The sequence below is a fragment of the Gordonia sp. 852002-50395_SCH5434458 genome (genome assembly GCF_001665905.1).
Taxonomy (GTDB): Bacteria; Actinomycetota; Actinomycetes; order Mycobacteriales; family Mycobacteriaceae; genus Gordonia; species Gordonia jacobaea.
In genome coordinates this window covers 1-25,034 of sequence record NZ_LZTC01000012.1, presented here as the reverse complement: position 1 = coordinate 25,034, position 25,034 = coordinate 1, and the positions used below count along the sequence as shown (strand labels likewise).

The window sequence follows — 25,034 nt, the reverse complement described above, 5'->3', positions numbered from 1 at the left end:
TGACCGCCGTCCGTGGTGGACGGGCGGACAAGATTGTGGTCCGGCTGCGGTATGTCACTCCTGAACTGCTGTGCTCTCGACAAGAATCTGCTCTCGACAAGAAGTGCCGACTCGCGGATTGCGCGATGCCCCAGATCGGTGACTGCTCATGTGCACACCCGGGAGCCGACCGGATGTTGATCAGAGATCGGTGAGAAGCACGGCGGAACGAGCCTGCGCGGCTAGACCAGTTTATGGTAACCCCCCAGGCATGGTACCGGCAACACGCCGAATCCGCATGAGGAGATTCAGCCGATCTGGACGCCGCCGGCAATCTCGAGTTGCTGCACGCGAAAGCCCTGTTCGCCTGCCAGTTCGCGGGTCGTCGAATCGACCGATCGCGTGTCGAGGACCAGCACGCTAGGGCCTGCCCCGGAGACTGTTGCCGCGTATCCCCGCGCCCGGAGGGCGGCGACGAGCCGCGCGGTCTCGGGCATGGCGGCCGCGCGATAGGGCTGATGCAACCGGTCGTCGGTTGCTGCAAACAGACAACTCGGATCGGACGTCAGGGCTACGACGGCGAGCGCTGCACGACTGACATTGAAGATCGCGTCGGTACGCGGGACGTCGTCGGGCAGCAGCCCACGGGTGAACGACGTCGACGACTCGGTCGACGGAACGAAGGCTGTCGCGCGGATCGCGGGGTGGACATCGAGCCGCCGCGCGCCATAGCGGGCATGCTCACCGGGTTCGATCCAGGTCACGACCGCGGACCCCAGCACGCTTGCCGCGGCGTTGTCGGGGTGCCCCTCGAAGGCGCTGGCCAGTTGCACCAGGTCGGCGTCGGAGATGGGGTCGCCGAGGCCTGCGGCGACGACAAGCCCCGACGCTGCGGCGAGTCCTGAGACCGCGGCCGAGGCCGACGATCCGAGGCCGCGCGAATGCGGGATCGCGTTGACCGTCTTCAGGTGCAGCCCAGCGGCCGACACCCCCGCGTGCGCGAGTCCTGCGAGGAGCGCGCGGACGACGAGATGGTTGGCATCACGCGGCACGTCGTCGGCTGCCTCACCCACGACGTCGACGTCGATGCCCGCGGGTGTCGTCGATGCGACGACCTCGTCGTAGAGGCCGAGCGCGATGCCGAGCGAGTCGAACCCCGGTCCGAGGTTCGCACTCGACGCAGGCACGCGCACCTTGGTCGAAAGACCTTCCGGCAGTTGCCTATACACCGTATCCGGGCTGACCATTCGTCGGGCCGTCCCAGCTTCAGGCGACGCCGAGTGCATCGGCAACAGCCACGGGATCGACGGGAATCGCCTCGACTTCCGGCATGCCGAGGAGCGCGGTGTCGGGGTCCTTGAGGCCGTTTCCGGTCACGGTGCACACAACCGTCTGGCCCGGAGTGATCCAACCGTCGGCGTGGGCCGCGAGCAGGCCCGCCACGCTGGCAGCGGACGCGGGCTCGACGAAGACGCCCTCTTTGCCCGCCACGAGGCGATACGCCTCGAGCAGCTTCTCGTCGGTGGCTGCGCGGAACTGGCCGCCCGACTCCTCCTTGGCCGCGACGGCCTGGTTCCAGCTTGCGGGCGACCCGATGCGGATCGCGGTGGCGATGGTCTCGGGATCTTTCACCGGCGCTCCGTTGACCAGCGGAGCAGCACCGGCTGCCTGCACACCGAGCATGCGCGGAAGATCGCTGATGCCGTCGGCGTGGTACTCGCGATAGCCCTTCCAGTACGCGGTGATGTTGCCCGCGTTGCCCACCGGGAGCACGTGCACGTCGGGCGCGCGACCGAGGACGTCGACGATCTCGAATGCCGCGGTCTTCTGCCCCTCGATACGCGCCGGATTGACCGAGTTGACCAGCTCGATCTCGGTGAACTCCGCGGTGGCCTTGCGCGCGAGTTCGAGACAGTCGTCGAAGTTGCCCTGCACCTGGATGATCTTGGCGCCGCTCATGACCGCCTGGGCGAGCTTGCCCATCGCGATCTTTCCTTCGGGAATCAAGACGGCGCAGGTGATACCGGCGCGGGTGGCGTAGGCAGCCGCCGACGCCGACGTATTGCCCGTCGACGCGCACAGGACTGCGGTCTTGCCGTTGTTGACCGCGTTGCTCACGGCCATGGTCATGCCGCGGTCCTTGAACGAGCCCGTCGGGTTGAGGCCCTCGACCTTGAGGTACACCTCACAGCCGGTCAGCTCCGACAGGTATGGCGCCGGTACCAGCGGGGTCGCACCCTCGAGGAGGGTCACGACCTTCCAGTCGTCGCCGACGGGCAGTCGTGAACGATAGGCCTCGATCAGCCCCGGCCAGCCTGCGTGCACAGGCGCGTGCGCGGGTGCGTTGGTCGCGTCAGTCATCGGTTCCTTCCAATCGCAGAACGCTGGAAACCGTGTTCACGGAGTCCATGTCCTCAAGTGCTGCAACGCATTCCGACTGAGCTCGATCGGGTGCGCGGTGTGTGACGACGATCAGCCGGGCGTCGTCGCCCGCGCCTTCCTGACGGACTGCGGCAATACTCACCGATCGCTTCGAGAATTCGTTGGCGACCTGCGAGAGTACACCGGGCTTGTCGGCGACTCGCATGGAGACGTAGTAGCGGGTGGGCACTTCGTCGATCGACGCAATCGGCAACGACGCGTAGGTCGATTCGAGTGGTCCGCGACCACCGTGCACCTTGTTTCGCGCAGCCATCACCATGTCGCCGAGCACCGCCGATGCCGTCGGCGAACCGCCGGCACCCTGTCCGTAGAACATGAGCCTTCCCGCGTTCTCGGCCTCGACCACGACCGCGTTGAACGCCCCGTTGACCGTTGCGAGTGGGTGCGACAACGGGATCAGCGCCGGGTAGACACGCGCCGACACACGCTGCGCACCATCGTCACCCCGCACACGCTCACAGATCGAGAGAAGTTTGACCGTGCAGTCGAACTTCTTCGCCGCAACCAGGTCGTCGGACGTCACGTTCGTGATGCCCTCGCGGTAGACATCGGCCGCGGTCACACGAGTGTGGAACGCGATCGACGCGAGGATCGCGGCCTTGGCTGCCGCGTCGTAACCCTCGACGTCGGCCGTCGGATCGGCCTCGGCGTAACCCAGACGTCCTGCCTCTGCGAGGGTTTCGGCGTAGTCGGCACCGGTCTCGGCCATTTCCGAGAGGATGAAGTTGGTGGTGCCGTTGACGATTCCGGCGACTCGCTCGACGGTGTCGCCCGCGAGGGACTGCATCAGCGGACGCACCACCGGAATTGCTCCGGCGACGGCCGCCTCGAAGTACAGATCCACTTTCGCGTCGGCGGCCGCAGTGGCGAGTTCGCCCGTGTACTCGGCGAGCAGCGCCTTGTTGGCAGTCACCACAGACTTGCCCGATTGCAGTGCGGTGCGGATCAATTCGCGTGCGGGGTCGATTCCGCCCATGAGTTCGACGACGATGTCGACATCGTCGCGTGCCACGAGTGCCGCGGGGTCGTCGGTGATCAGTTCCTGAGCGATCTTGCGTGGTCGAGTCAGATCACGCACCGCGACGCCGCGCAATTCGACGGGCGCACCGACCCGAGCCCTCAGGTCGGCGGCGTTGTCCTCGATGATCCGCACGACCTCGGAACCCACGTTGCCCATACCGAGGACCGCCACGCCGATCGTCTTGTCCTGCGCTGTCATGTCTTGTCCCGCCGATTGGTCTTGCCCTACCGAGTTGTCTTGTCCTGCTGATTCTTCTTGTCCTGCACCGTTGCTCATTCAGCTCACCTCTAGCCGCAGATAGTCGTCGAGTGTCTCGCGGCGAAGAATCACCCTCGCCGTACCGTCGGCCACCGCGACCACAGCCGGCCGCATCGCCATGTTGTATCGGCTCGACATCGAATAGCAGTACGCACCGGTCGCCGCGACGGCGATCAGATCGCCGGGTTCGAGGTCGCCGGGTAGCCAGCAGTCCTTGATCACGATGTCGCCACTCTCACAATGCTTTCCGACGACGCGGCTGACCACCGCGTCGTCGTCGGACACCCGTGAGACCAACCGCACGTCGTACTCGGCCTGATACAGCACCGTTCGGATGTTGTCGCTCATGCCTCCGTCGACGGACACGTAGCGACGCACCGACCCGCCGCCGAGTTCGACGTCTTTGATGGTCCCGACCCGGTAAAGCGTGATGGTGCCCGGCCCCGCGATCGCGCGACCGGGTTCGACGGCGATGGTCGGCATCGGCAGGCCAACCGCTTCCGATTCGCGGCGGACGATGGCGGCGAGTGTCTCGGCGACGTCGGCGATGGGCAGCGGACGTTCGTCGGGAAGGTACGAAATACCCAGTCCCCCACCGAGATCGACGATCGACATCTGCGATGTCTTGTCGACACCGAACTCGTCGACGACGTCGTGCAGCAATCCGAGCACGCGATGTGCCGCGAGCTCGAAACCGTCCATGTCGAAGATCTGGGAGCCGATGTGGCTGTGCAGCCCCACCAGTCGCAGGTTGTCGGTGGCGAAGACGCGTCGAACCGCTTCCATGGCGACGCCGCCCGACAGCGCGAATCCGAACTTCTGATCCTCGTGCGCCGTGGCGATGAACTCGTGGGTGTGGGCCTCGACGCCGACCGTCACGCGGATCAGTACGTCGGCAACAACGCCGCGCTCGCCCGCCAAGCGGTCGAGGCGCTCGATCTCCATCATCGAGTCCAGCACGATGTGACCGACACCGGCCTCGAGTGCCGCGTCGAGTTCGTCGAGGCTCTTGTTGTTGCCGTGCAAGGCGATTCGCTCGGCCGGGAAGCCCGCGTGAAGGGCGATCGCGAGCTCACCACCCGAACAGACGTCGAGTGACAGACCCTCCTGGTCGACCCAGCGCGCAACCTCGCTGCACAGGAACGCCTTCGACGCGTAGTGCACACGTCCGTAGGGCCCGAACGCGGTCATCATGTCGCGGCAGCGGGAGCGGAAATCATCCTCGTCGAGCACGAACAGCGGGGTGCCGAATGTCTCGGCCAGCTCGCCTACTCCGACGCCCGCGATGGTCAGCTCACCGGACTCGGCACGAACAGCATTGCGCGGGAAGACGTTTGCGGGGATCTGCGCCACCGCGGCAGGGTCATTCGGCTGCTGGGCCAACTGCGGTGCCGCTTGGGTCTCGGCGTGGCGCGGTCCCGCCGGATGCGCGTTCACATCCGCTCCGGAGCGCTGACGCCGATGAGATCGAGTCCGTTGCGCAGCACCTGACGGGTTGCCGCGCTCAGCGCAAGGCGCGCGCCGTGGATGTCACCGGGTTCCTCATCGCCCTGTGGCAGCACCCGATTATGGGCGTAGAACCGGTGGTAGGCACCCGCGAGCGACTCCAGGTAGCGCGAGATGCGGTGCGGCTCACGCAGTTGCGCCGCCGTGGCCACCACCTCGTCGAAGTCGCCGATCGTGCGGATCAGATCGCCCTCGGTGTCGGAGTCGAGCAGGTCGAGGTGTTCGAGTCGGGGCTTGAGGCCCAGTTCGTCGGCGTTGCGAGCGATCGCCGACAACCGCGCGTGTGCGTACTGCACGTAGTAGACCGGGTTGTCGTTGGACTGCTTGGCCAGCAGGTCGAGGTCAATGTCGATGTTGACGTCGATCGACGAGCGGATGAGTGCGTAGCGCGCGGCGTCGACTCCGACCGCGTCGACGAGATCGTCGAGCGTGATCACGGTGCCGGCACGCTTGCTCATCCGCACGGGCTTGCCGTCGCGGACGAGGTTGACCATCTGGCCGATGAGGACCTCGACGGTGTCGGGATCGTCACCGAGTGACGCGGCCGCAGCCTTGAGTCGCTTGATGTAGCCGTGGTGGTCGGCGCCGAGCATGTACATGCACAGGTTGAAACCGCGGTTGCGCTTGTCGCGGTAGTAGGCGATGTCGCCCGCGATGTAGGCGGCCTCGCCGTCGCTCTTGATGACGACGCGATCCTTGTCGTCGCCGAAGTTCGTTGTGCGCAGCCACCACGCGCCGTCGGATTCGTAGAGGTTTCCGTTTGCGCGCAGCTCGGCGATGCACTCCTCCACGAGGCCCGAGGTGAACATCGAGTTCTCGTGGGTGAACACGTCGAAGTCGGTTCCGAACTCGTGCAGGCTCGACTTGATGTGGTCGAACATCAGCTCGACGCCCACCGAGCGGAAGGTCTCGCGACGCTGCTCCTGCGGCTGCTCGAGTACGCCCGGTACCGCCTCGACGACCTGATTCGCGATCTCGACGATGTACTCGCCCGCGTAACCGTCCTCGGGCGTCGGCTCACCGAGTGCCGACGCTTCGAGTGACCGTGCGAACTTGTCGATCTGCGAGCCGTGGTCGTTGAAGTAGTACTCGCGGGTGACCTTCGCCCCGCGTGCGGCCAGCACCCGCCCGAGCGCGTCGCCCACGGCGGCCCACCGGGTGCCACCGAGGTGGATGGGGCCGGTCGGGTTGGCGGAGACGAACTCGAGGTTGATGGTCTTGTCGGAGAACTCGTCGCCCCTGCCGTAGTCGACGGTGTTGGTGAGGACGGTCTCGATCACGCTGTTCTGAGCGGCCGCTGCAAGCCAGATGTTGACGAATCCCGGGCCCGCGACCTCGGCTTTGTCGATTCCGTCAGCCGCGGAGAATGCGTCGGCGAGCCAGCCGGCGAGCTCACGCGGGTTGACGCCGAGCTTCTTGCCGAGTTGGAGTGCGACGTTGGTCGAGTAGTCGCCGTGATCAGCGAGGCGCGGGCGCTCGACGACCACGGAGTCGGGCACCAGAGAAGCGTCGAGTCCGTGGTCGGACACGACGGTCCGGGTCACGGCACTCAGCAATGCAGCGAGGTCGGCGGGAGTCACAGGTCACCATCCTATTGGCCTGCATTCTTCGGGCGACAACGCCCCTGGTAGGTGGCGTCGGTGTACGGGTAGCCGAAAGCCTCTAGGAGGCGTGCTCGTGAGGGAGCACGGTCGGTGTGAAGGGTTCGATCGTGGGTTCAACCCCTGAACGAACGGTCACGATCGACCACTCCGGAATCTCGACCCACTTGGTATCGCGGTACTCGAGTTCCAATGGTTCGGACACCACGATGCGCCCGTCAGCGGGGAGTTCGATATCTCCCCCGCGGTCGCCGGCGGTCAATCGCATCGTGCCTACCGAGTGATAGAGCGAATTCGACGCCCGATTGCTCGAGTAGCGCACCGCGTAGATCTCCTCGCCGTTGGCGGCGCAGATCGTGGCACTGAACGGGGCGTCGACGCCGTTGTCGGTGCGCGCCTGCTCCACACGCCCGACCAGGCGCGCCAACGCACCCTTGGGATCGGTGTCGAGTCCGTAGGTCAACGCGAGGTAGAAGCAGAGTTCGGTGTCGGCGTTGCCCTCGATGAACGGATACAGCTCGGGCGCCACGTCGAGTGTGAGGTCGCGCTTGAGCCGGAAGAAGTCGCCGATTTCGCCGTTGTACTGAAACAGCCACCGCCCGTACTGGAATGGGTGACAGTTTGCTCGATCGATCGTGCCTCCCAGCGCAGCCCGGACGTGGGCGAGGAACATCGGCGAGGAGACCTGTTCGGCCAGCCGATGCAGATTTGCGTCACTCCATGCGGGCCCTACATCGCGGTATTGACCCGGGAAGCTGCGATCACCCCACCATCCGACACCGAATCCGTCGCCGTTGGTCGGCCACGCGTGGTTACGGAACATCGACGTCATCGGCGCACCGGGAAGGTACAACTGCCGCGCCTCGAAGCTCTGATCGACCAGTGAGTGTGAGGGCCTGGTGAGAAGGTCTTCGATGCGAATGGGAGAACCAGCGTAGGCAAGCCAGCGGCACATGGTTTCGACGCTAACAGGGTGCGCCGTTGCGCGCGGGAATCACGGCGACGAGCTCGTAGAGTTCATGGCATGATCTCGGCGATTCGACTCTTCAACGACGACGGCGGCCGATCCCACGTCGAGTACGGCACGATCTCTCTCGACGCCGGCACGTTGCGGTCGTCCGATACGGCGACGACTACGGCGGCTTTTCAGGAGACAGCGCAGGGCGGATCGTTCGCCTGGCACACCGCCCCGCGTCGGCAGTACGTGATCACACTTGCTGGAGTCCTCGATTTCATCACCCGCGACGGCGAGCGCTTTCGGCTCGAGCCCGGCGTCGTACTTGTTGCCGAGGACACCGACGGCAGCGGTCACCAGTGGGAGCTGATCGGCGACGATCCGTGGCGGCGCCTGTACGTCGGCCTCGCCGACGACGCGGCGTCGGGCTTCGTGGCGGGGGCTGAAGGCTAGGCCTGTCCGGGGAGCGATGCCCACGACGGGAGGCCGGGAGAATATAACTGTGCCCCCGGCAGGATTCGAACCTGCGGCCTTCTGCTCCGGAGGCAGACGCTCTATCCCCTGAGCTACGGGGGCTCATCGGGCGCAGCAAGCCTAACCCACGGCGACAACAGATCCCAACCCGGTCGGTACGCGTGTCAGAACCGTGGCGGACCGTCGGTGCTGGGATGGCCGGCTGACGTGCGGGGCCGAGCGCTCCAGATGTGTGTCGTATCGAAGGATGTGGGTGCTGCAGCGCCCACATCCTTCGATACGACACACATTTACGGGGCGGTCAGCGTCCGGACGGTGACGGTGGAGCCGGATTCGCCGCGCAGCACGTGCAACTGCGACGGAATACGGGCACGCAGTTCGTCGACGTGGCTGACCAAGCCAACAACTCTGCCGCCCGAACGCAATTCGTCGAGCACGCCCATCACCAGGTCGAGGGACTCCGGGTCGAGGGTGCCGAACCCCTCGTCGATGAACATCGTGTCGAGCACACGGCCGCCCGCTTCGCTCGACACGACGTCGGCAAGTCCGAGTGCCAGCGCCAGGGACGCGAAGAACGTCTCGCCACCCGAGAGGGTTGTCGCCGCACGCGTGACACCCGTGTACTCGTCGCGCACCTCGATACCGAGACCGCCACGACGCCCCCGCGGCCCTCCGGCATCGGAGTGTGCGAATTCGTAACGGCCAGAGGACATGTGCCGAAGTCGATCCGACGCCGCGACCAAGACTTCTTCGAGGCGTGCCGCGAGGACGTACGAGCGCAGTGTCATTCGCTTCGCGTTCTGCCCTCGTCCACTCACCAATTCGGCGAGATCGTGGATCTCCTTCTGCCGCAGACGAATCGGCTCGAAATCGGTCAGCGCCTCCCAGTAGAGGGTGACGTGATCGGCCAGCCCGGTCGCTCGCCGCGTGGAGACGGCCGCAGCGCCGGACGCGGCGTCGCAGCGGGCGCGCACCGTCTCGAGCGTGGTCTCGAGGTGAGCCAGGCCGACGGGCTCGGTTGCCAGCGCCGAACGCACGTCGTCGTCGTCGAGCGTGCCCTGCGCCTCGACTCTCAGGCCGTGCGCCTTGCGCAGCGACGACTCCCAGACCCCCATCTGCTCGTCCGTCGCCATCGCCGCTCGCACCGCGGTCTCGTCGGCGAACTGCGCTTCGTCGCACGCGGACGCGGCGCGGCTCGCCGCCTGTGTCGCCCACTCTCCGGCACGGCGCACCTCCGCACGCGCATCTCGCAAAGCCGTCGCGCAGCGACACAGTTCGGCCAGTTCGGCCCGGCGGCCGCTGACATCGCCCCGGCCTCCGGTTGCCGTCGAGACCTCCGCGTCGAGCGACTCGAGTTCGCCACGCAGGGAGTCCAGACGCACGGACGCCGCAGCCCGCCGCGCCTGAATCTGCGATCGTTCGGCCTGCCATGTGCTGGTCCGCCCGTCCAATTCGTCGACGACGCGCTGCAGCTTGTCGACCGACGCCGCGGCGTGTTCGGCTTTCGTGCGCCGCTTGACCGTATCGTCGCGATCGGAGCATACGGACTCGCGCTCCGCATCACCGATCATCTTGTCCAGATTGGCTTTTCGCTCGCGATAGGTGTCCAGCGACGAGCGCGCACGCGTCAGCTCGGCGGAGGCGCGGTGTTCGATGTCAGCAGCCGCCGCCTCGTCGGCGTCGCCCACATGATCGCCTGGATCGCTCGTCGTGGGTGCGGGGTGCTCGCGCGAGCCGCAGACGGTGCACGGCTCGCCGTCGACGAGTTGGGACGCGAGTTCGGCCGCCATCCCGGCAAGGCGACGTTCGCGAAGGTCGAGCAGTCTGGTCCGTGCGTCATTGTGCGCCGAGTGTGCGTCGGCGACAGCGCGCTCGGCACGACTGAGTACAACCTCGAGTTTGTCGCGCTCATCGATGGCCTCGAGAATCGACGTCTGCTGTGCCTGCTGATTGCGCAGCGTCTCGATCCGGGCACGCTGCTCATGGGCATCGTGCAGGGCAGCGATAGCTGCGGTCCGTTGCTCCGGCAGCGCCGCGAGCGCGTCGTCGAGTTCGACGGTGCGGGTGGCGGCAGCCGAGACCTCGGCCTCAGCTGCGCCGATCGCAGCGATCAGCGTGGGACGTTCGAGTGTCCTGCGCACCAGCGGTTCGAGCCGACCCGACTCCGCCGCCCAGGTGTCGATCGCGCGGGCCAACTCGGTGTCGTCGCACTCGCGCGCCCACGCCGCCTCCACCTCTTCGGACACCGCATGCTCGGACACGGCCGATTCCGCTGCCGCACGGAGTGCATCGGCAGCACGGGCGTTGGCGATCGCCTGCTCGTGATCGGCGAGCACGGGGACCACGGGCGCCGCGCGACGCGCGGCGGCGAGTGCCTTCTCGGCGACATCGAGTTCGGGCTCGGCGGCGTCGAGTTGTTCGATGCGTGACCGCGCGGCGAGTCCACGCTGCCTGTCGTGCATCATCTTTCTGCCGCGGTCGTATGACTGCTGCGCGGCGTCGAGTACGTCGCGCGCCTCCGCCAACGCCGTGGCGTCGCGGCGTTCTGCCTCGCGAGCGTCGTCGAGGCATTTCTGCGCCCAGGCCATGTCGGGCTCAATGGGTGCCTCGACGTCGGCCAGGGCCCCGATCTGTGCGGCGATGCGGTCGATCGACGCCGCCTTTGCGTCGAGCGCCGCTGCACTCTCTCGCGCACGCTCGCGCAGCCACTCCTCGACGTCACCGAATCGCTCGGTGTCGAAAAGTCTCTCCAACAACGCTTCTCGCTCTTCGTTGGGTGCGCGCAAAAACCGCGAGAAGTCGCCCTGCGGGAGAAGCACGACCTGGAAGAACTGCTCGGCACTCATGCCGAGGAGCTCGCTCACGGTCTCGCCGATCTCGGGCAACCGGGTGAGTGCCACCCCCGACCCGTCGACCCACTCGAGCGTCGCCTTCGCCTGGACCTTTGTTGTCCCCGTCCCCCGCTTCTTGGGGCGCTGATACTCGGGCGACCGGATGATGCGGAATCGGCGGCCGTTGATCGTCGCTTCTACCTCGACCTGCGGAACCTGTTCTGCCGGAGCGTGATCGGAATGCAGACGTTTGGCCTCGTTCCGGGCGCCGGGCACCCTGCCGAAGAGCGCGAACGCGACGGCGTCGAGCACCGTCGTCTTGCCTGCACCCGTCTGCCCGTGCAGCAGGAACAGGCCGTCGGCTCCGAGCGCGTCGAAGTCGATCGCCGTATCGTCGGCGAACGGCCCGAACGCGCTCATGCGCAACCGATGAAGTCTCATGCCGACTCTGCCACCCGGTGGCCGTCTGCCGGCGCGTCGATCTCGAAGAGCGCCAACGGCTCGCAGGATGCGACCTGCTCCGGCTCGCCGACGACAGCGCGTAGCGCGCTTTCCACAAGCGCCCGCTCACGGGTAGTCGGCTTGTCGCGTACATCGGTGACGAAGGATGTGATGATCTCCGCATCGCTGCGACCGCGCACCCGAGAGCGGTAGTCGACGCTGTTCTCGGCGTCGGGACGCTGCCACTGCACGTGCACGGCATGCGGAAACCGTTGTCGCAGAACACGCATCGCGTCGACCGGGCGGACCGCATCGGTCAGCGTCGCTTCGACGTAGTCGTCTTCGGCAATCGACAGCGACTCGTCGGTCAGCAACTCGTCGAGCGTGCCCCGCAGCGACGTGAGACCGCGCACGATCGGCAGATCGTGGCGACGGACGTCGGACACACCGTCGGCGTCGAGGTCGATGAGCCACACCGCTTTGTGGTGTGTGTTCTCGCCGAACGAGTACGGGATGGGCGACCCGCTGTAGCGGACTGTCGGCGTGAGTTCCTGCGGCGAGTGCAGGTGGCCGAGTGCGACGTAGTCGACCCCCGAGAACACCTCGGCCGCAACGGTTTCTACTCCCCCGACGCTGATCGAACGTTCGGACCCGGTGGCGAGACCACCGACGACGAACGCGTGCGCGACGACCACCGAACGCGCATCGCGTGCGGCGAGATCGGCGCGGATGCGTTCCATGGCCGCAGTGAGCACATCGGAGTGTCCGCGCGCGTCGTCGACGCCGAGTTCGGTTCGCGTGACCTCGGGTTCGAGGTACGGGATTCCGTAGATCGCCACGTCTCCGTGTTCGTCGGAGAAGACGATGGGGTCGGCGATCGACGCCACCGAGGTGCGCAGATGCAGACCACCGGCTGCGGCGAAGCCCGATCCGACACCCAGACGTGTCGGCGAATCATGATTGCCGGAGGTCACGACGATCGCGGCACCGGCGGCCGCAATCGCGGCAAGGCCGTCGTCGTAGACGCGGACGGCGTCGGCCGAGGGCACCGACCTGTCGAAGACGTCGCCCGCCACCACGACGACATCGACCGATTCCGCGGCGACGACGTCTGCGAGGTGACGCAGCGACGCGCGCTGGTCATCGAGCAGGTCGGCGCCGTGGAAGGTTCGGCCGATATGCCAGTCGGAGGTGTGCAGGATTCGCATGGGAAACACCGTACGATCTGCCACCGACAGATCCGGGGAGGCGCGTCAGCCCGCCCCGGATGCCGTCACGCTGCCCCGGCCTCTTCCACCGCACCTTCGGCGGCCGCTGCGGCCTTGGCTTCTGCCGCAGGCGGATACGAACGCTGCGTCGCCGGCCGCTTGAGGAACAGCGTTGCGACGACGCCGATCAGCAATGCCGCCGCGGGCAGATAGAGGGTCTGTCCCATTGCGAGCGCGAACGGCTCACGGACGGGGTGACCGAAGACCTCGATCGGCAACTGCTTGGCGCTGTCGTTGTTCGACGCGGTGTCCATGCCGGGCAGATTCGCGGCCAGTCTCGTCTGCATCAGTGCGCCGACAGCAGCCGCGCCGATCACCGAGCCGATCATTCGCGTGGTGTTGTAGACGCCTGCTCCCGCACCAGCCTGGTACCAGGGGAGGTCGCGGGTTGCGGTCGCCGCGAGCGGCGCCCAGATACCCGCCGACGCGATGCCCATCAGCGCCAGCGGCAGGATCAGCTGCCACACGGGGGTCGCCGACCGCGCGATGCTGCCCATCCAGAACAGCGAGATCGATGCCAGGAACAGACCCGTGGAGATGATGAGGCTGGGATGCACGCGGTCGAGAACTCGCCCGACGATCGGTGCGAGGATGCCGGTGAAGATCGCCATCGGCACCATGACCAACGCCGATTGCGTGGGCGTCATGCCGCCGACGAGCTGCAGGAAGAACATGGCCGGAATCATCTGACCGGAGATCGCGAAGCCCATCGAGGCGATACCGATGTTGGACAACGAGAAATTGCGCTGACGGAACAACGAGAGCGGAACGAGCGGTTCGGTCTTGACTCGCGACTCCCAGAAGATGAACAGCGCGAACACGACGACGCCCACGATGATGAGCGCCCAGATCCACGGCGCCCAGTCGTACTTCTCACCGTCTTGAATACCGAACACCAAGGCGGACAGACCGATTGCCGACAGTACGACTCCGACCCAGTCGAAGGAGTGGTCGTGCTTCTCGACCTCGGGCACGAGCACGGCCGCGAGGATCAGGCCGATGATGCCGACGGGGAGGTTGACGAAGAAGATCCACTCCCAGCCGAGGTTGTCGGTCAGCACGCCGCCGAGCAGCGGGCCGACCAGCGTTGCCACACCGGCGATGGTGCCCCAGACACCCATTGCCGCACCACGCTTTTCGGGCTGGAAGATACGCGTGATCATGGCCATCGTCTGCGGCGTGATGAGTGCGGCTCCGACGCCCTGCAGTCCGCGCGCTGCGATCAGTTCGCCGATCGAGCCGGAGAACCCGCACCAGACGCTCGCGGCGGTGAACACCACAAGGCCCACCTGGTAGACGGTCTTGGGTCCGTACTTGTCGCCCAGCCTGCCCGTGATCAGCAGCGGCACAGCGTAGGTCAACAGATACGCGCTGGTCACCCAGACGATGCCGTTGACGTCGGTATCGAGCGCCGCACGGATCTGCGGCTGTGCGACGGCGACGATCGTCATGTCGACGAGGATCATGAAGAAGCCGACGCACAGGGACATGAGCGAAAGCCACGGTCGGTTGGTCACCGACTTGAATGCCGGAGCGGTCATGAGTTCTGCACTTTCTGAGGTGTGGACGAATCCTGCGCTGGGGACGAGTTCTGTGCTGGGGAGGATTGAGGTGGTGACGGCGTGGTGGTGTGCTTCGTGCGCCACGTCGAGCCGGGGTCGTCGATCCACTCGATGTCGTTGTGACGCAGACGCCCGACGAGATCGACAAGCCAATCGATCTGCGTTTGCAGAGTTGCCAGGCGGCACCCGACGTCGAGGTAGAACATCTCGACCGCTCCGCGTGCATGCGCTGCCTCTGCCGCCACCTCGACCCGTTCACGATCTGCGCGCATCGCATCGATACGTCGTTCAAGCAGTTCGACAACCCGCTGTCGCGGCAACGAATGCGCTTCGGACAGAGCGAGGTAGAGCTCGGGATATTCGACGGGGTGACGTTCGAGAATCGCCTCGAGGCTCGCAGCGAGCGCGGCCCTGCCCGCTTCGGTGATCGCGTAAACGGTCCGCTGCGGTCGGTTGCCCTCCTGACGGACCTCGACGACCTCGATGAGTCCGTCGGCGGCCAGGCGGTCGACGGTGTGATAGAGCGTGCCGGGACGAATCTTGGTGAGGCGGTCTTCTTCGCGCTCGATCGTGGTCTGGAACATCTCGTACGGGTGCATCGGCCGTTCGGCAACCAGGCCGAGCACCAGGATCGCCTGCGGAGCCAACGGTCGCGTCACAGTCACGGCGTGGCCCCCTTTCTCGCTGCCAAATATTCCGGGTGGAATATACCGCGCCGAATAACGGGTGCCAACCGTCGGTGGCGATCACTACTGTGGAGTCATGAGTCCCGCCCAGTCAGGCACACAAGCCCAGTCAGGCACGCAGGCGTCCTATGTCACCAGCGGGCAGGAGTTCGTCCGCGACACGCAGTACATCGAGACCCGCATCACGCGCGATGGTCGCGACGGCTATCCGGTCGAGGCAGGTCGGTATCGACTCGTGGCGGCGCGCGCGTGCCCGTGGGCCAACCGCACCCTGATCGTTCGACGACTCCTCGGTCTCGAGGATGCGATCTCGTTGGGACTGTGCGGTCCCACCCACGACAAGGACTCGTGGACGTTCGACCTCGACCCCGGCGGCGTCGACCCCGTCCTGAAGATTCCACGTCTCAAAGACGCGTACGAGAAGCGGTTCCCCGGTTATCCGAAGGGCATCACCGTCCCGGCGATCGTCGACGTCCCCAGCGGTGAGGTCGTGACCAACGACTTCAAGCAGATCACCGTCGACTTCGAGGTCGAGTGGTCCGACTATCACCGCGAGGGGGCGCCCGACCTCTACCCCGAGCACCTACGCGACGAGATCGAATCCGTCAGCAAGGGTGTCTACACCGAGGTCAACAACGGCGTGTACCGCTGCGGATTCGCCGGCAGTCAGGAGGCGTACGACAAGGCCTACGACCGGCTCTTCACCAAACTCGACGAACTGACCGAACGCCTGGCAGCGCAGCGTTACCTGGCGGGCGACACCATCACCGAGGCAGACGTCCGGCTGTTCACGACGCTTGCGCGATTCGATCCGGTCTATCACGGGCATTTCAAGTGCAATCGGAGCAAACTGTCGGAGATGCCTGTGTTGTGGGCGTACGCGCGAGATCTCTTCCAGACTCCGGGTTTCGGCGACACCGTCGACTTCACACAGATCAAGCAGCACTACTACCTCGTCCACCGCGACATCAATCCCACCGGGATCGTGCCCGACGGCCCGGACCTGAGGAATTGGCTCACTCCTCACCATCGCGACGAGCTCGGGGGCAGCCCCTTCGGAGACGGGACGCCACCACCCCCACCGCGGCCGAATGAGGTCGTGCCAGAACAGGATTGGGTACCACTGCCATGACCGAAGCCAAACGAACCGAACAGAAGCCTCCCGCGAAGGCGGTCGAGGTGACCGGGGGCCTGCTGGACAAGGCTCAGCGCCTCCAGGCTCCGGCGGTCAAGAAGTACGTGAACGCGCTGCGTAAGGCGCATCCAGACGAGTCGCCGGAGCAGATCATCCGGAGGCTGGAGAAGCAGTTCCTGCGGACCGTCATGGGTACGGGTAGCGCGGTCGGCGCAACCGCGGCGATCCCCGGGGTCGGCACCATGACGGCGCTGACCGCGATGACGGGCGAGACCGCCCTGTTCCTCGAAGCCTCAGCGTTGTTCGCACTGGCCGTCGCCGAGGTACACGGCATCGGCGTCGAGCAGTCCGAGCGACGAAAGACGCTCGTCCTGGCGGTGGCTCTCGGTGAGGAGGGCGTCGCAGCGCTCGGCCGCCTCATCGGCACCCGAGGTGGCGCACTGCGTCGACTCGGAACCGCAGCCATCCCCGGTGGTGGCCTCGGGAAACTGAACACCACTTTGATGAACAAGATCGTCAAGAAGTATGCGATCAAGCGCGCGCCGCTCATCTTCGGGAAGCTGATGCCTGCAGGTATCGGAGCCGTTGTCGGCGGTGCCGGAAACCGCGCACTCGGACGTCGCGTCGTCCTCAACGCACGCGAGGCGTTCGGTCCGGCGCCGAAGTCGTGGCATGGCGATGTCGTCGACGGGAGCGTCGTCACCGAACCCGGCCTGCCCGCCGGGGATCGGTGACCGGCTCCCTCACGGACAGCCCGGCCCCGATCCGAGATGCCCCACCCACCGACAATCCGACTTCCGCGCAGCGCACCGGCTGGATTCGTCGACTCTCCACTGAATGCTGGCGACATCGCAGATTGGTGGTCGTCACTCTTGCGGTGACTCTGGTTGCCGTTGCCGTCGACCTCGTCGCGCCCCTGCTGGCCAAGGCTGCGATTGATCACGCGACCGGAGCGCAACGCGGCGGCGCGACGATCTCGGTGGTAGTCGCGGCGCTGCTTGTGTTGGCGGTCGTGCGTTACGCCTGTCAGTTCGGGCGCAGGCTCACCGCGGGACAACTGTCGATCAGCGTGCAGAATGCGTTGCGACTCCGCCTGATGCACACGCTGCTGCATCTCGACGGTGCCGCTCAGTCACGCATCAGCACGGGACAGGTTGTCTCGCGGTCGATTTCGGACCTGCAGATCGTGCAGGGACTGCTGGCCGTGGTCCCGTTGTCGGCGGGTGCCGCGGTTCAGGTGGTGATCGCGATCGGGATCATGGCCTATCTGTCGCCGCTGCTGACGGTCGTCGCGTTGAGCATCATTCCCGTCGTCGGAATCGTCGTCTTCACCACGCGCAGAAAGCTTTTCGCCGCTACCTGGTCGGCGCAGCAATCTGCGGCCAACGTCGCACAGCACGTCGAGGAGACCGTGACCGGCGTGCGGGTGGTCAAGGGATTCGGTCAGGAGTCGCGCGCCGTCGACGAACTCGTCGGCCTCGCGCGCGACCTCTATTCAAAACGCTTGCGCGCAGCCAAGATCAACGCGCGGTTTGCCCCGACCATGGCGGCGATACCCCAGTTGGGCATGGTCGCGGTCATCGCTCTCGGCGGGTGGCTGACGTTGCGCGGCACCATCACCGCGGGCACCTTCCTCGCGTTCGCGACCTACGTCGCCACGATGACGTCACTGGCACGCCTGCTGACCAACGTCGTGGTCAGTGGACAGTTGGCTCGCGCGGCCGTCGACCGTGTCTACGACGTCATCGACGAACCGACCGACCCCGGCGACCGACAGACCGGCACACTGCCCGACGGCGCTCTCGGACTTCGCTTCGACGACGTCGACTTCGCGTTCGGCGACAAGGCCGTCCTGCACGAGATCGACCTCGACATCGCTCCCGGCGAGTGCGTCGCGATCGTCGGACCACCCGGCTCCGGGAAGTCGACCATCGCGGAATTGACCAGCCGCTACCTCTCCCCGACCGCCGGCGAGGTGTCACTGGTCTCGACCGATGGCACCCACGACGTCGCCACGCTCTCCGCCGAGAGTCTGCATTCCGCGGTCGCCGTCGTCTTCGACGAACCGTTCCTCTACTCCGACACGATCGCCGCCAACATCGCACTCGGCGTTCCCGCCGATGCACGCACGCTGCCAGACGGCTCGCCACACCCACGCCTCGTCGACGCCGCAGCCCGCGCCGACGCGCTCGAGTTCATCACTGCCCTCCCCGACGGATTCGAGACGATCGTCGGCGAGCGTGGCCTGACCCTCTCGGGAGGCCAACGACAACGCATCGCGCTCGCCCGTGCGCTGTACGCCGACCCACGCGTACTCGTGCTCGACGACGCAACATCTGCCGTCGACGCCACGACCGAATCGCGCATCCTGCGTGACCTGCGCAGCGGCGGGGATGCCCGGCCGACGATGCTGGTCCTCGCGCATCGACGGTCGACGCTGATGCTCGCCGACCGGGTGGCCGTTCTCGACGATGGGCGGATCACCGACATCGGAACCGTCGCCGAACTCGATGCCCGCAGTCCGCGCTTCCGTGCCTTGATGACCGGCGTGGTCGTCGAGTCGTCGAGCGCGTTGGTCGCGCAGCGCGACACGACACCTCACGCCGAGCCGACGGCACCTGCGTCGGCCGACGACGCACTCATGGACCGGCTGTGGCCACCGGCCGATCCGGGATCGACACCGGCGGCAGACGTCAGCGCGGCGTCGACGATGTCGCGCATCGCCCCACCACCGGGTCGCGGACCGAGTGGTCGCGGAGGCGGTGTGGCGAGCGCGCTCGGTTCGATGCAGGCGACGCCCGCATTGCTCCGGGCCGTCGACGCCCTGCCGCCCGCCGACGAGGATCCCCGAGTCGACACCGCGTCGGTACGTCGTGAGAACCGACAGTTCAGCCTGTGGGGCATACTCTCGCCGGTCCGCCTGCTGCTGATCACCGCGATCGTCTGCATCTCGCTGGACACGCTCATCGGCCTCGCTTTTCCGTCGTTGGCCCGTGCGGTTCTCGACGCCGCGGGCCGCGCCGACGAAGCGCGCCTGTGGGAGGTCGCGGCCTTCGGTGTCGGACTGGTCGCGCTCGGCTGGATCGTCGGCGCCGTGATGACGTTGACGTCGACACGCGCAGGCGAGCGCGTCCTGTTCGGCCTCCGGGTGCGCAGCTACGCGCACCTGCAACGACTCGGCCTCGACTACTACGAGCGCGAACTGTCGGGCCGCATCATGACGCGGATGACCACCGATGTCGACGCGCTATCGACGTTCCTGCAGACAGGTTTGACCTCGGCGATCGTCGCCGTGCTGACCCTCGTCGGTGTCACGGTCGCACTGCTGCTCACCGATATCGAACTCGGACTGATCATCCTGCCCGTGTTTCCGATCATGATCGCCGCGACCATCGCGTTCCGACGGGTCGCCGCGGATGCGTACACCCGCTCGCGCGAACTGGTGAGCGTGGTCAACGCCGACTTCCAAGAGAACATCGCGGGGATCAGAACCACACAGACCTACCGCAACAGCGACATCGCCATGACCCGCTTCACCGATCGCACCGTCGAATGGGTGCGCGCACGAATGCGTTCGCAGCGGGCCATCTCGGTGTACTTCCCATTCATCACGCTGATGTCCGACGTCGCGACGGCCGTGGCGATCGCCGTTGGTGCACATCGCATCTCGACCGGAACGATGCAGGCGGGCACACTCGTCGCCTTCATCCTCTATCTCTCGTTGCTCTTCGGACCGGTGCAGCAGCTCTCTCAGGTCTTCGACGGCTATCAGCAGGCAGTCGTGGGGCTTCGACGCATCGCGGACCTCCTCCGCACACGCAGCTCGCTGGAGTCACGCGAGGATCGGATACCGGTGCCCGCCAACGGTTTCGACGGCGACATCGAACTCGACGACGTCGGGTTCCGGTACACCGGCGCTCATGCCGACGCGCTGCGCGACGTCGAACTGATCATCCCGGCAGGTTCGTCACTGGCGCTCGTCGGTCGCACGGGGGCGGGCAAGTCGACAGTCGTCAAACTGCTCGCCCGCTTCTACGACCCCACCAGCGGTGAGGTGCGCATGGATGGGACCGACATCCGCGACTTCGGACTGCTCGACTACCGACATCGGATCGGGCTCGTACCCCAGGAACCACACCTGTTCACCGGTAGCGTCGCCGAGAACATCGCCTATGGCCGACCCGACGCCGACCGGACACAGATCGCGGCCGCTGCACTCGCTGTCGGCGCCACCGATGTCATCGCCGGACTCGACGGCGGGATGCGCCATCAGGTCGGCGAACGCGGCGGCGGGTTGTCGTCGGGCCAACGTCAACTCATCGCGCTTGCGCGGGCCGAACTAGTCGACCCCGACCTCCTGCTTCTCGACGAAGCAACCGCGACCCTCGACCAGGCCACCGAAGCGCTGGTGCTCGCGGCGGGCGAGACGGTCACCCGCCGACGCACCTCGGTGATCGTCGCCCACCGACTCGCCACCGCGGCGCGCGCCGATCGGATCGCCGTCGTCGACAACGGACGCATCGTCGAGTTGGGAACACACGACGAGTTGCTGTCGTTGGGTGGAAGGTACCGCGCGTTCTGGGATGCAGGTGTCGATTCGGACGTCGACGGTATCGAGCCTGCTCAAGGCGACGATCGCGTCTGACGATCGACGTTGCTCACCAGGGTCGCGGGTCGGGACCGCAACCGGGTGTGACGTCGGCGCGGTCGGTACACGGGGCGCAACGTCGCGCGCGTACCATGAGCAGGTGGTGCGTCGTAATCTTCACAAGGGACTCCACGACGCGAGCGAGCGACCCGACACCAGAGGGAATTGAGGCGAGATACCGCTGTGAGCAGTTCGATATCAGATTTCGGACAAAACACGTGGCTGGTCGACGAAATGTACCAGCAATTCAAAGAAGACCCGAACTCGGTCGACCCGAGTTGGCACGATCTGCTGAAGGACTACAAGCCCGGCGACGATGGCTCGTCCAACGGCACGTCAGCAGCATCTGCGGGGGCATCGTCTGCGGCCAAGTCCACAACCGCAGCGACTACCAAGACCGCATCGACCAAGACCGCGCCCGCGAAGAACACGGCGTCCGGCAACGGATCGGGAACCGCACACAGCAACGGTGCGTCGAACACCGCAGCCCCTAAGAAGACCGCAGCCGCGAGCAGCAACGGCAGCGCCTCGTCGAATGGCAAGGCCGCACCCCGTCAGGTCACTCTCGACCAGGAGCCGACCCCGCGTCCGACCACCACCAACTCCCCCGCCCGCGAGTCGACAGCCACCAAGGCCGCGTCGGGTCACAGCGTTGCGAGCCGCGACGGATCGTCGCGGTCACAGAAGGCGCCTGCGTCGGCCAAGGCCGCGTCGACGACGACGGACGCAGCACCCGCCGAAGACACCGAGAAGGTTCTACGCGGCGCCTCGGCCGCCGTTGCCAAGAACATGACGGCGTCGCTGCAGATCCCGACCGCCACGTCCGTTCGTGCGATCCCGGCCAAGCTGATGATCGACAACCGCATCGTCGTCAACAATCATCTGGCCCGCACCCGCGGCGGCAAGATCAGCTTCACCCACATCCTCGGCTACGCGATCGTCCAGGCGATCAAGGCGTTCCCGAACATGAACCGCCACTTCGCCGAGATCGACGGCAAGCCGAATGTGGTCACCCCTGCGCACACCAACCTCGGTCTGGCGATCGACCTCGTCGGTAAGGATGGCAACCGCTCGCTCGTCGTCGCCGCCATCAAGAACTGCGAGACAATGGGTTTCGCCGAGTTCTACTCGGCGTACCAGGACATCGTGCGCCGTGCGCGCGACGGCAAGCTCACCGCGGAAGACTTTGCGGGCGTGACCATTTCGCTGACCAACCCGGGCACCATCGGCACCGTGCACTCCGTGCCGCGCCTGATGAAGAACCAGGGAGCCATCATCGGTGCGGGTGCGATGGAGTATCCGGCCGAGTTCCAGGGCGCGAGCGACGAGCAGATCGCCGAACTCGGTGTCGGCAAGTTGATGACGCTCACGTCCACCTACGATCACCGGATCATCCAGGGCGCCGAGTCGGGCGACTTACTTCGCAGGATCCACGAACTGCTCCTCGACGACGCGTTCTACGACGAGCTGTTCACCGCGTTCCACATCCCCTACGAGCCGATCCGTTGGCGTCGTGACATCCCCGCAGGCGTCGTCGACAAGAACGCGCGGGTACTCGAGCTGATCGCGGCCTACCGCAACCGCGGGCACCTCATGGCCGACACCGATCCGCTGATGATGGACAGCTACGCGCGCACATCGCATCCTGATCTCGACATCCTCACCTACGGCCTGACCCTCTGGGATCTCGACCGTAGTTTCAAGGTCGGCGGCTTCCACGGCCAGGACACGATGAAGTTGCGTGACGTGCTCTCGATCCTGCGCGACGCGTACTGCCGACACGTGGGAGTCGAGTACACGCACATCCTCGAACCGGAGCAGCAGCGCTGGGTTCAGGAGCGTGTCGAGATCAAACACGTCAAGCCGCCGGTCGCCGAGCAGAAGTACATCCTGTCCAAGCTCAATGCCGCCGAGGCCTTCGAGACCTTCCTCCAGACGAAATACGTTGGGCAGAAGCGCTTTTCGCTCGAGGGCGCGGAGTCGGTCATCCCGATGATGGACGCCGTGATCGACCAGAGCGCCGAGTATTCGCTCGACGAGGTCGTCATCGGCATGCCGCACCGCGGCCGCCTCAACGTGCTCGCGAACATCGTCGGCAAGCCCTACTCGAAGATCTTCACCGAGTTCGAGGGCAACCTGAATCCGTCGCAGGCGCACGGGTCCGGTGACGTGAAGTACCACCTCGGCGCCGAGGGCAAGTACTACCAGATGTTCGGCGAGAACGAGATCAACGTCTCGCTCACCGCCAACCCGAGCCACCTCGAGGCGGTCGACCCGGTGTTGGAGGGCCTCGTCCGCGCGAAGCAGGATCTGCTGCCCGAAGAGCGCGAGTTCTCCATCCTGCCGCTCATGCTGCACGGCGACGCCGCGTTCGCAGGCCAGGGAGTGGTCCCCGAGACGCTCAACCTCGCGATGCTTCCGGGTTACCGCACCGGCGGCACCGTGCACATCGTGGTCAACAACCAGGTCGGTTTCACCACGGCGCCCGAGCACTCGCGGTCGAGCGAGTACTGCACCGACGTCGCGAAGATGATCGGTGCCCCGATCTTCCACGTCAACGGCGACGACCCCGAGGCGTGCGTGTGGGTGGCCAAGCTGGCCGTCGACTACCGGGAGATCTTCCACAAGGACGTCGTCATCGACCTCGTCTGCTTCCGTCGTCGCGGACACAACGAGGGCGACGACCCGTCGATGACCCAGCCCGCGATGTACGACGTCATCGACACCAAGCGCGGTGTGCGTAAGTCCTACACCGAGGCTCTGATCGGTCGTGGCGACATCTCGACCAAGGAGGCCGAGGACGCCCTTCGCGACTACCAGGGTCAGCTCGAACGTGTCTTCAACGAGGTCAAGGAACTCGAGAAGTTCACGCCCGAGCCCAGCGAGTCCGTCGAAGACGACCAGCCACTGCCGCAGAAGCTGGTCACCGCCGTCGACAAGACGGTTCTCGAGCGTATCGGCGACGCCTTCTACGACACACCGGACGGCTTCACGCCGCACCCGCGCGTCAAGCCTGTGCTCAAGCGTCGTCATGAGATGAGCCGCGACGGCCACGTCGACTGGGCGTTCGCCGAGTTGCTGGCCTTCGGTTCGCTCGTGCTCGAGGGACGTACCGTCCGCCTGTCCGGCCAGGATTCGCGACGCGGCACGTTCAGCCAGCGTCATTCGGTCCTCATCGACCGGGAGAACGGCTCCGAGTACACACCGCTCAATCACCTCGCACCGCTCGACGGCGACGCCGATTCCGAAGGCCGCTTCATGGTCTACGACTCGCCGCTCTCGGAGTTCGCGGTGGTCGGTTTCGAGTACGGCTACTCGGTGGGCAACCCCGACGCACTCGTGCTGTGGGAAGCGCAGTTCGGCGACTTCGTCAACGGCGCACAGTCGGTGATCGACGAGTTCATCAGCTCGGGCGAGGCCAAGTGGGGTCAGCGTTCCGACGTCGTGCTGCTCCTGCCGCACGGCCACGAGGGCCAGGGCCCCGACCACACCTCGGGACGTATCGAGCGGTTCCTGCAGTTGTGCGCCGAGGGTTCGATGACGGTCGCGCAGCCGTCGACGCCTGCGAGCTACTTCCACCTGCTGCGTCGGCACGTGCTCGACGGGATCAGCCGTCCGCTGATCGTGTTCACGCCGAAGTCGATGCTCCGCAACAAGGCTGCCGTCAGCCCTGTCGAGGATTTCACCGACGACAAGTTCCGCTCGGTGATCGACGATCCGAAGTTCTTGAAGGACAACGGTGATCGCAGCAAGGTCAAGCGCGTCCTGCTGGTGAGCGGCAAGATCTACTACGAGATCGCCGCCCGTCGGGACAAGGAGAGCCGCGACGACATCGCCGTGGTCCGCGTCGAGCAGCTCTACCCCGTGCCGCATCGTCGTCTCCAGGAGACGCTCGAGAAGTACCCGAACGCCGACGATTTCGTGTGGGTCCAGGACGAACCCGCCAACCAGGGACCGTGGCCGTTCCTCGGACTGTGGCTGCCCGAGATGCTGCCGAACCTCCTCAAGGGTCTGCGCCGCATCTCGCGTCGCCCGATGTCTGCACCGAGCTCGGGCTCGTCGAAGGTGCACGCCGTCGAGCAGCAGGAGATCCTCGACGAGGCGTTTGCCTGAGGCGTCGAATAGCAACGAGTGAGGGCCGCACCCGTTTCGGGTGCGGCCCTCGCTCGTTTGTCGATCAACGTCGGAAACTCACATAGGTCCCAGCGGAAGACTGAGCGGTCAGCT

The 25,034-nt window shown here is 66.0% G+C and carries 15 protein-coding genes and 1 tRNA gene; 5 read left to right on the top strand and 11 right to left on the bottom strand.

Going from position 1 to position 25,034, the window contains the following annotated elements:
* Positions 1-287 precede the first annotated feature (287 nt).
* From thrB to A5785_RS02050, 6 genes are all read right to left on the bottom strand, one after another.
* On the bottom strand, positions 288-1,226 hold the full coding sequence (gene thrB / locus A5785_RS02075; RefSeq protein ID WP_174273049.1) for a homoserine kinase: 939 nt from the start codon (positions 1,224-1,226) through the stop codon (positions 288-290).
* A gap of 19 nt (positions 1,227-1,245) precedes the next feature.
* On the bottom strand, positions 1,246-2,340 hold the full coding sequence (gene thrC, locus A5785_RS02070) for a threonine synthase (RefSeq protein ID WP_005205757.1): 1,095 nt from the start codon (positions 2,338-2,340) through the stop codon (positions 1,246-1,248).
* Positions 2,333-3,640: a homoserine dehydrogenase gene (locus A5785_RS02065; RefSeq protein ID WP_039855539.1), complete on the bottom strand. Its 1,308-nt coding sequence runs from the start codon at positions 3,638-3,640 to the stop codon at positions 2,333-2,335. The genes thrC and A5785_RS02065 overlap by 8 nt, the downstream gene beginning before the upstream one ends.
* A gap of 78 nt (positions 3,641-3,718) precedes the next feature.
* Entirely contained in the window at positions 3,719-5,137 is a 1,419-nt protein-coding gene (lysA, locus tag A5785_RS02060; protein WP_005205759.1) for a diaminopimelate decarboxylase, read from the bottom strand.
* Entirely contained in the window at positions 5,134-6,786 is a 1,653-nt protein-coding gene (gene argS / locus A5785_RS02055) for an arginine--tRNA ligase (RefSeq protein ID WP_005205760.1), read from the bottom strand. Before argS ends, lysA begins: the two co-directional genes overlap by 4 nt.
* Positions 6,787-6,868: 82 nt before the next feature.
* Positions 6,869-7,762 carry a class II glutamine amidotransferase gene (locus A5785_RS02050; protein WP_064864358.1) on the bottom strand — a complete coding sequence of 298 codons (894 nt, stop codon included), beginning with the start codon at positions 7,760-7,762 and terminating at the stop codon, positions 6,869-6,871.
* Between the two features lie 69 nt (positions 7,763-7,831).
* On the opposite strand from A5785_RS02050, the gene A5785_RS02045 reads away from it, so the two are divergent.
* The gene (locus A5785_RS02045; RefSeq protein WP_005205762.1) at positions 7,832-8,215 is read left to right on the top strand and encodes a hypothetical protein; all 384 of its coding nucleotides are present in this window, start codon (positions 7,832-7,834) and stop codon (positions 8,213-8,215) included.
* A 50-nt stretch (positions 8,216-8,265) separates the two neighbouring features.
* Here the strand turns inward: A5785_RS02045 and A5785_RS02040 are convergent.
* The 5 genes from A5785_RS02040 to A5785_RS02020 all read right to left on the bottom strand — a co-directional run bounded on the left by A5785_RS02040 (position 8,266) and on the right by A5785_RS02020 (position 15,003).
* A tRNA-Arg gene (locus A5785_RS02040) sits at positions 8,266-8,338 on the bottom strand.
* A 188-nt stretch (positions 8,339-8,526) separates the two neighbouring features.
* Positions 8,527-11,508, bottom strand: a complete 2,982-nt coding sequence (locus A5785_RS02035) for an AAA family ATPase (protein WP_005205763.1) — start codon at positions 11,506-11,508, stop codon at positions 8,527-8,529.
* Positions 11,505-12,716 carry an exonuclease SbcCD subunit D gene (locus tag A5785_RS02030; protein ID WP_064864356.1) on the bottom strand — a complete coding sequence of 404 codons (1,212 nt, stop codon included), beginning with the start codon at positions 12,714-12,716 and terminating at the stop codon, positions 11,505-11,507. The genes A5785_RS02035 and A5785_RS02030 overlap by 4 nt, the downstream gene beginning before the upstream one ends.
* Positions 12,717-12,781: 65 nt before the next feature.
* Positions 12,782-14,317: an MFS transporter gene (locus A5785_RS02025; protein ID WP_005205765.1), complete on the bottom strand. Its 1,536-nt coding sequence runs from the start codon at positions 14,315-14,317 to the stop codon at positions 12,782-12,784.
* The gene (locus tag A5785_RS02020) at positions 14,314-15,003 is read right to left on the bottom strand and encodes a PadR family transcriptional regulator (RefSeq protein WP_005205766.1); all 690 of its coding nucleotides are present in this window, start codon (positions 15,001-15,003) and stop codon (positions 14,314-14,316) included. Before A5785_RS02020 ends, A5785_RS02025 begins: the two co-directional genes overlap by 4 nt.
* Before the next feature lie 97 nt (positions 15,004-15,100).
* Between A5785_RS02020 and A5785_RS02015 the strand changes: the two genes are divergently transcribed.
* From A5785_RS02015 to A5785_RS02000, 4 genes are all read left to right on the top strand, one after another.
* The gene (locus A5785_RS02015; RefSeq protein WP_005205767.1) at positions 15,101-16,156 is read left to right on the top strand and encodes a glutathione S-transferase family protein; all 1,056 of its coding nucleotides are present in this window, start codon (positions 15,101-15,103) and stop codon (positions 16,154-16,156) included.
* On the top strand, positions 16,153-16,893 hold the full coding sequence (locus tag A5785_RS02010; RefSeq protein ID WP_005205768.1) for a hypothetical protein: 741 nt from the start codon (positions 16,153-16,155) through the stop codon (positions 16,891-16,893). Before A5785_RS02015 ends, A5785_RS02010 begins: the two co-directional genes overlap by 4 nt.
* Positions 16,890-20,804, top strand: a complete 3,915-nt coding sequence (locus A5785_RS02005) for an ABC transporter ATP-binding protein (RefSeq protein ID WP_039855518.1) — start codon at positions 16,890-16,892, stop codon at positions 20,802-20,804. The genes A5785_RS02010 and A5785_RS02005 overlap by 4 nt, the downstream gene beginning before the upstream one ends.
* A 237-nt stretch (positions 20,805-21,041) precedes the next feature.
* Positions 21,042-24,920, top strand: a complete 3,879-nt coding sequence (locus tag A5785_RS02000) for a multifunctional oxoglutarate decarboxylase/oxoglutarate dehydrogenase thiamine pyrophosphate-binding subunit/dihydrolipoyllysine-residue succinyltransferase subunit (protein WP_064864354.1) — start codon at positions 21,042-21,044, stop codon at positions 24,918-24,920.
* Positions 24,921-25,034: the final 114 nt, after the last annotated feature.

What these genes read in the sequence shown, in the direction of transcription:
- thrB (WP_174273049.1), bottom strand. Translation starts at nt 1,226, where the DNA reads ATGGTCAGCCCGGATACGGTGTATAGGCAACTGCCGGAAGGTCTTTCG.
- thrC (WP_005205757.1), bottom strand. Translation starts at nt 2,340, where the DNA reads ATGACTGACGCGACCAACGCACCCGCGCACGCGCCTGTGCACGCAGGC.
- A5785_RS02065 (WP_039855539.1), bottom strand. Translation starts at nt 3,640, where the DNA reads ATGACAGCGCAGGACAAGACGATCGGCGTGGCGGTCCTCGGTATGGGC.
- A5785_RS02050 (WP_064864358.1), bottom strand. Translation starts at nt 7,762, where the DNA reads ATGTGCCGCTGGCTTGCCTACGCTGGTTCTCCCATTCGCATCGAAGAC.
- A5785_RS02045 (WP_005205762.1), top strand. Translation starts at nt 7,832, where the DNA reads ATGATCTCGGCGATTCGACTCTTCAACGACGACGGCGGCCGATCCCAC.
- A5785_RS02035 (WP_005205763.1), bottom strand. Translation starts at nt 11,508, where the DNA reads ATGAGACTTCATCGGTTGCGCATGAGCGCGTTCGGGCCGTTCGCCGAC.
- A5785_RS02030 (WP_064864356.1), bottom strand. Translation starts at nt 12,716, where the DNA reads ATGCGAATCCTGCACACCTCCGACTGGCATATCGGCCGAACCTTCCAC.
- A5785_RS02025 (WP_005205765.1), bottom strand. Translation starts at nt 14,317, where the DNA reads ATGACCGCTCCGGCATTCAAGTCGGTGACCAACCGACCGTGGCTTTCG.
- A5785_RS02015 (WP_005205767.1), top strand. Translation starts at nt 15,101, where the DNA reads ATGAGTCCCGCCCAGTCAGGCACACAAGCCCAGTCAGGCACGCAGGCG.
- A5785_RS02010 (WP_005205768.1), top strand. Translation starts at nt 16,153, where the DNA reads ATGACCGAAGCCAAACGAACCGAACAGAAGCCTCCCGCGAAGGCGGTC.
- A5785_RS02000 (WP_064864354.1), top strand. Translation starts at nt 21,042, where the DNA reads ATGTACCAGCAATTCAAAGAAGACCCGAACTCGGTCGACCCGAGTTGG.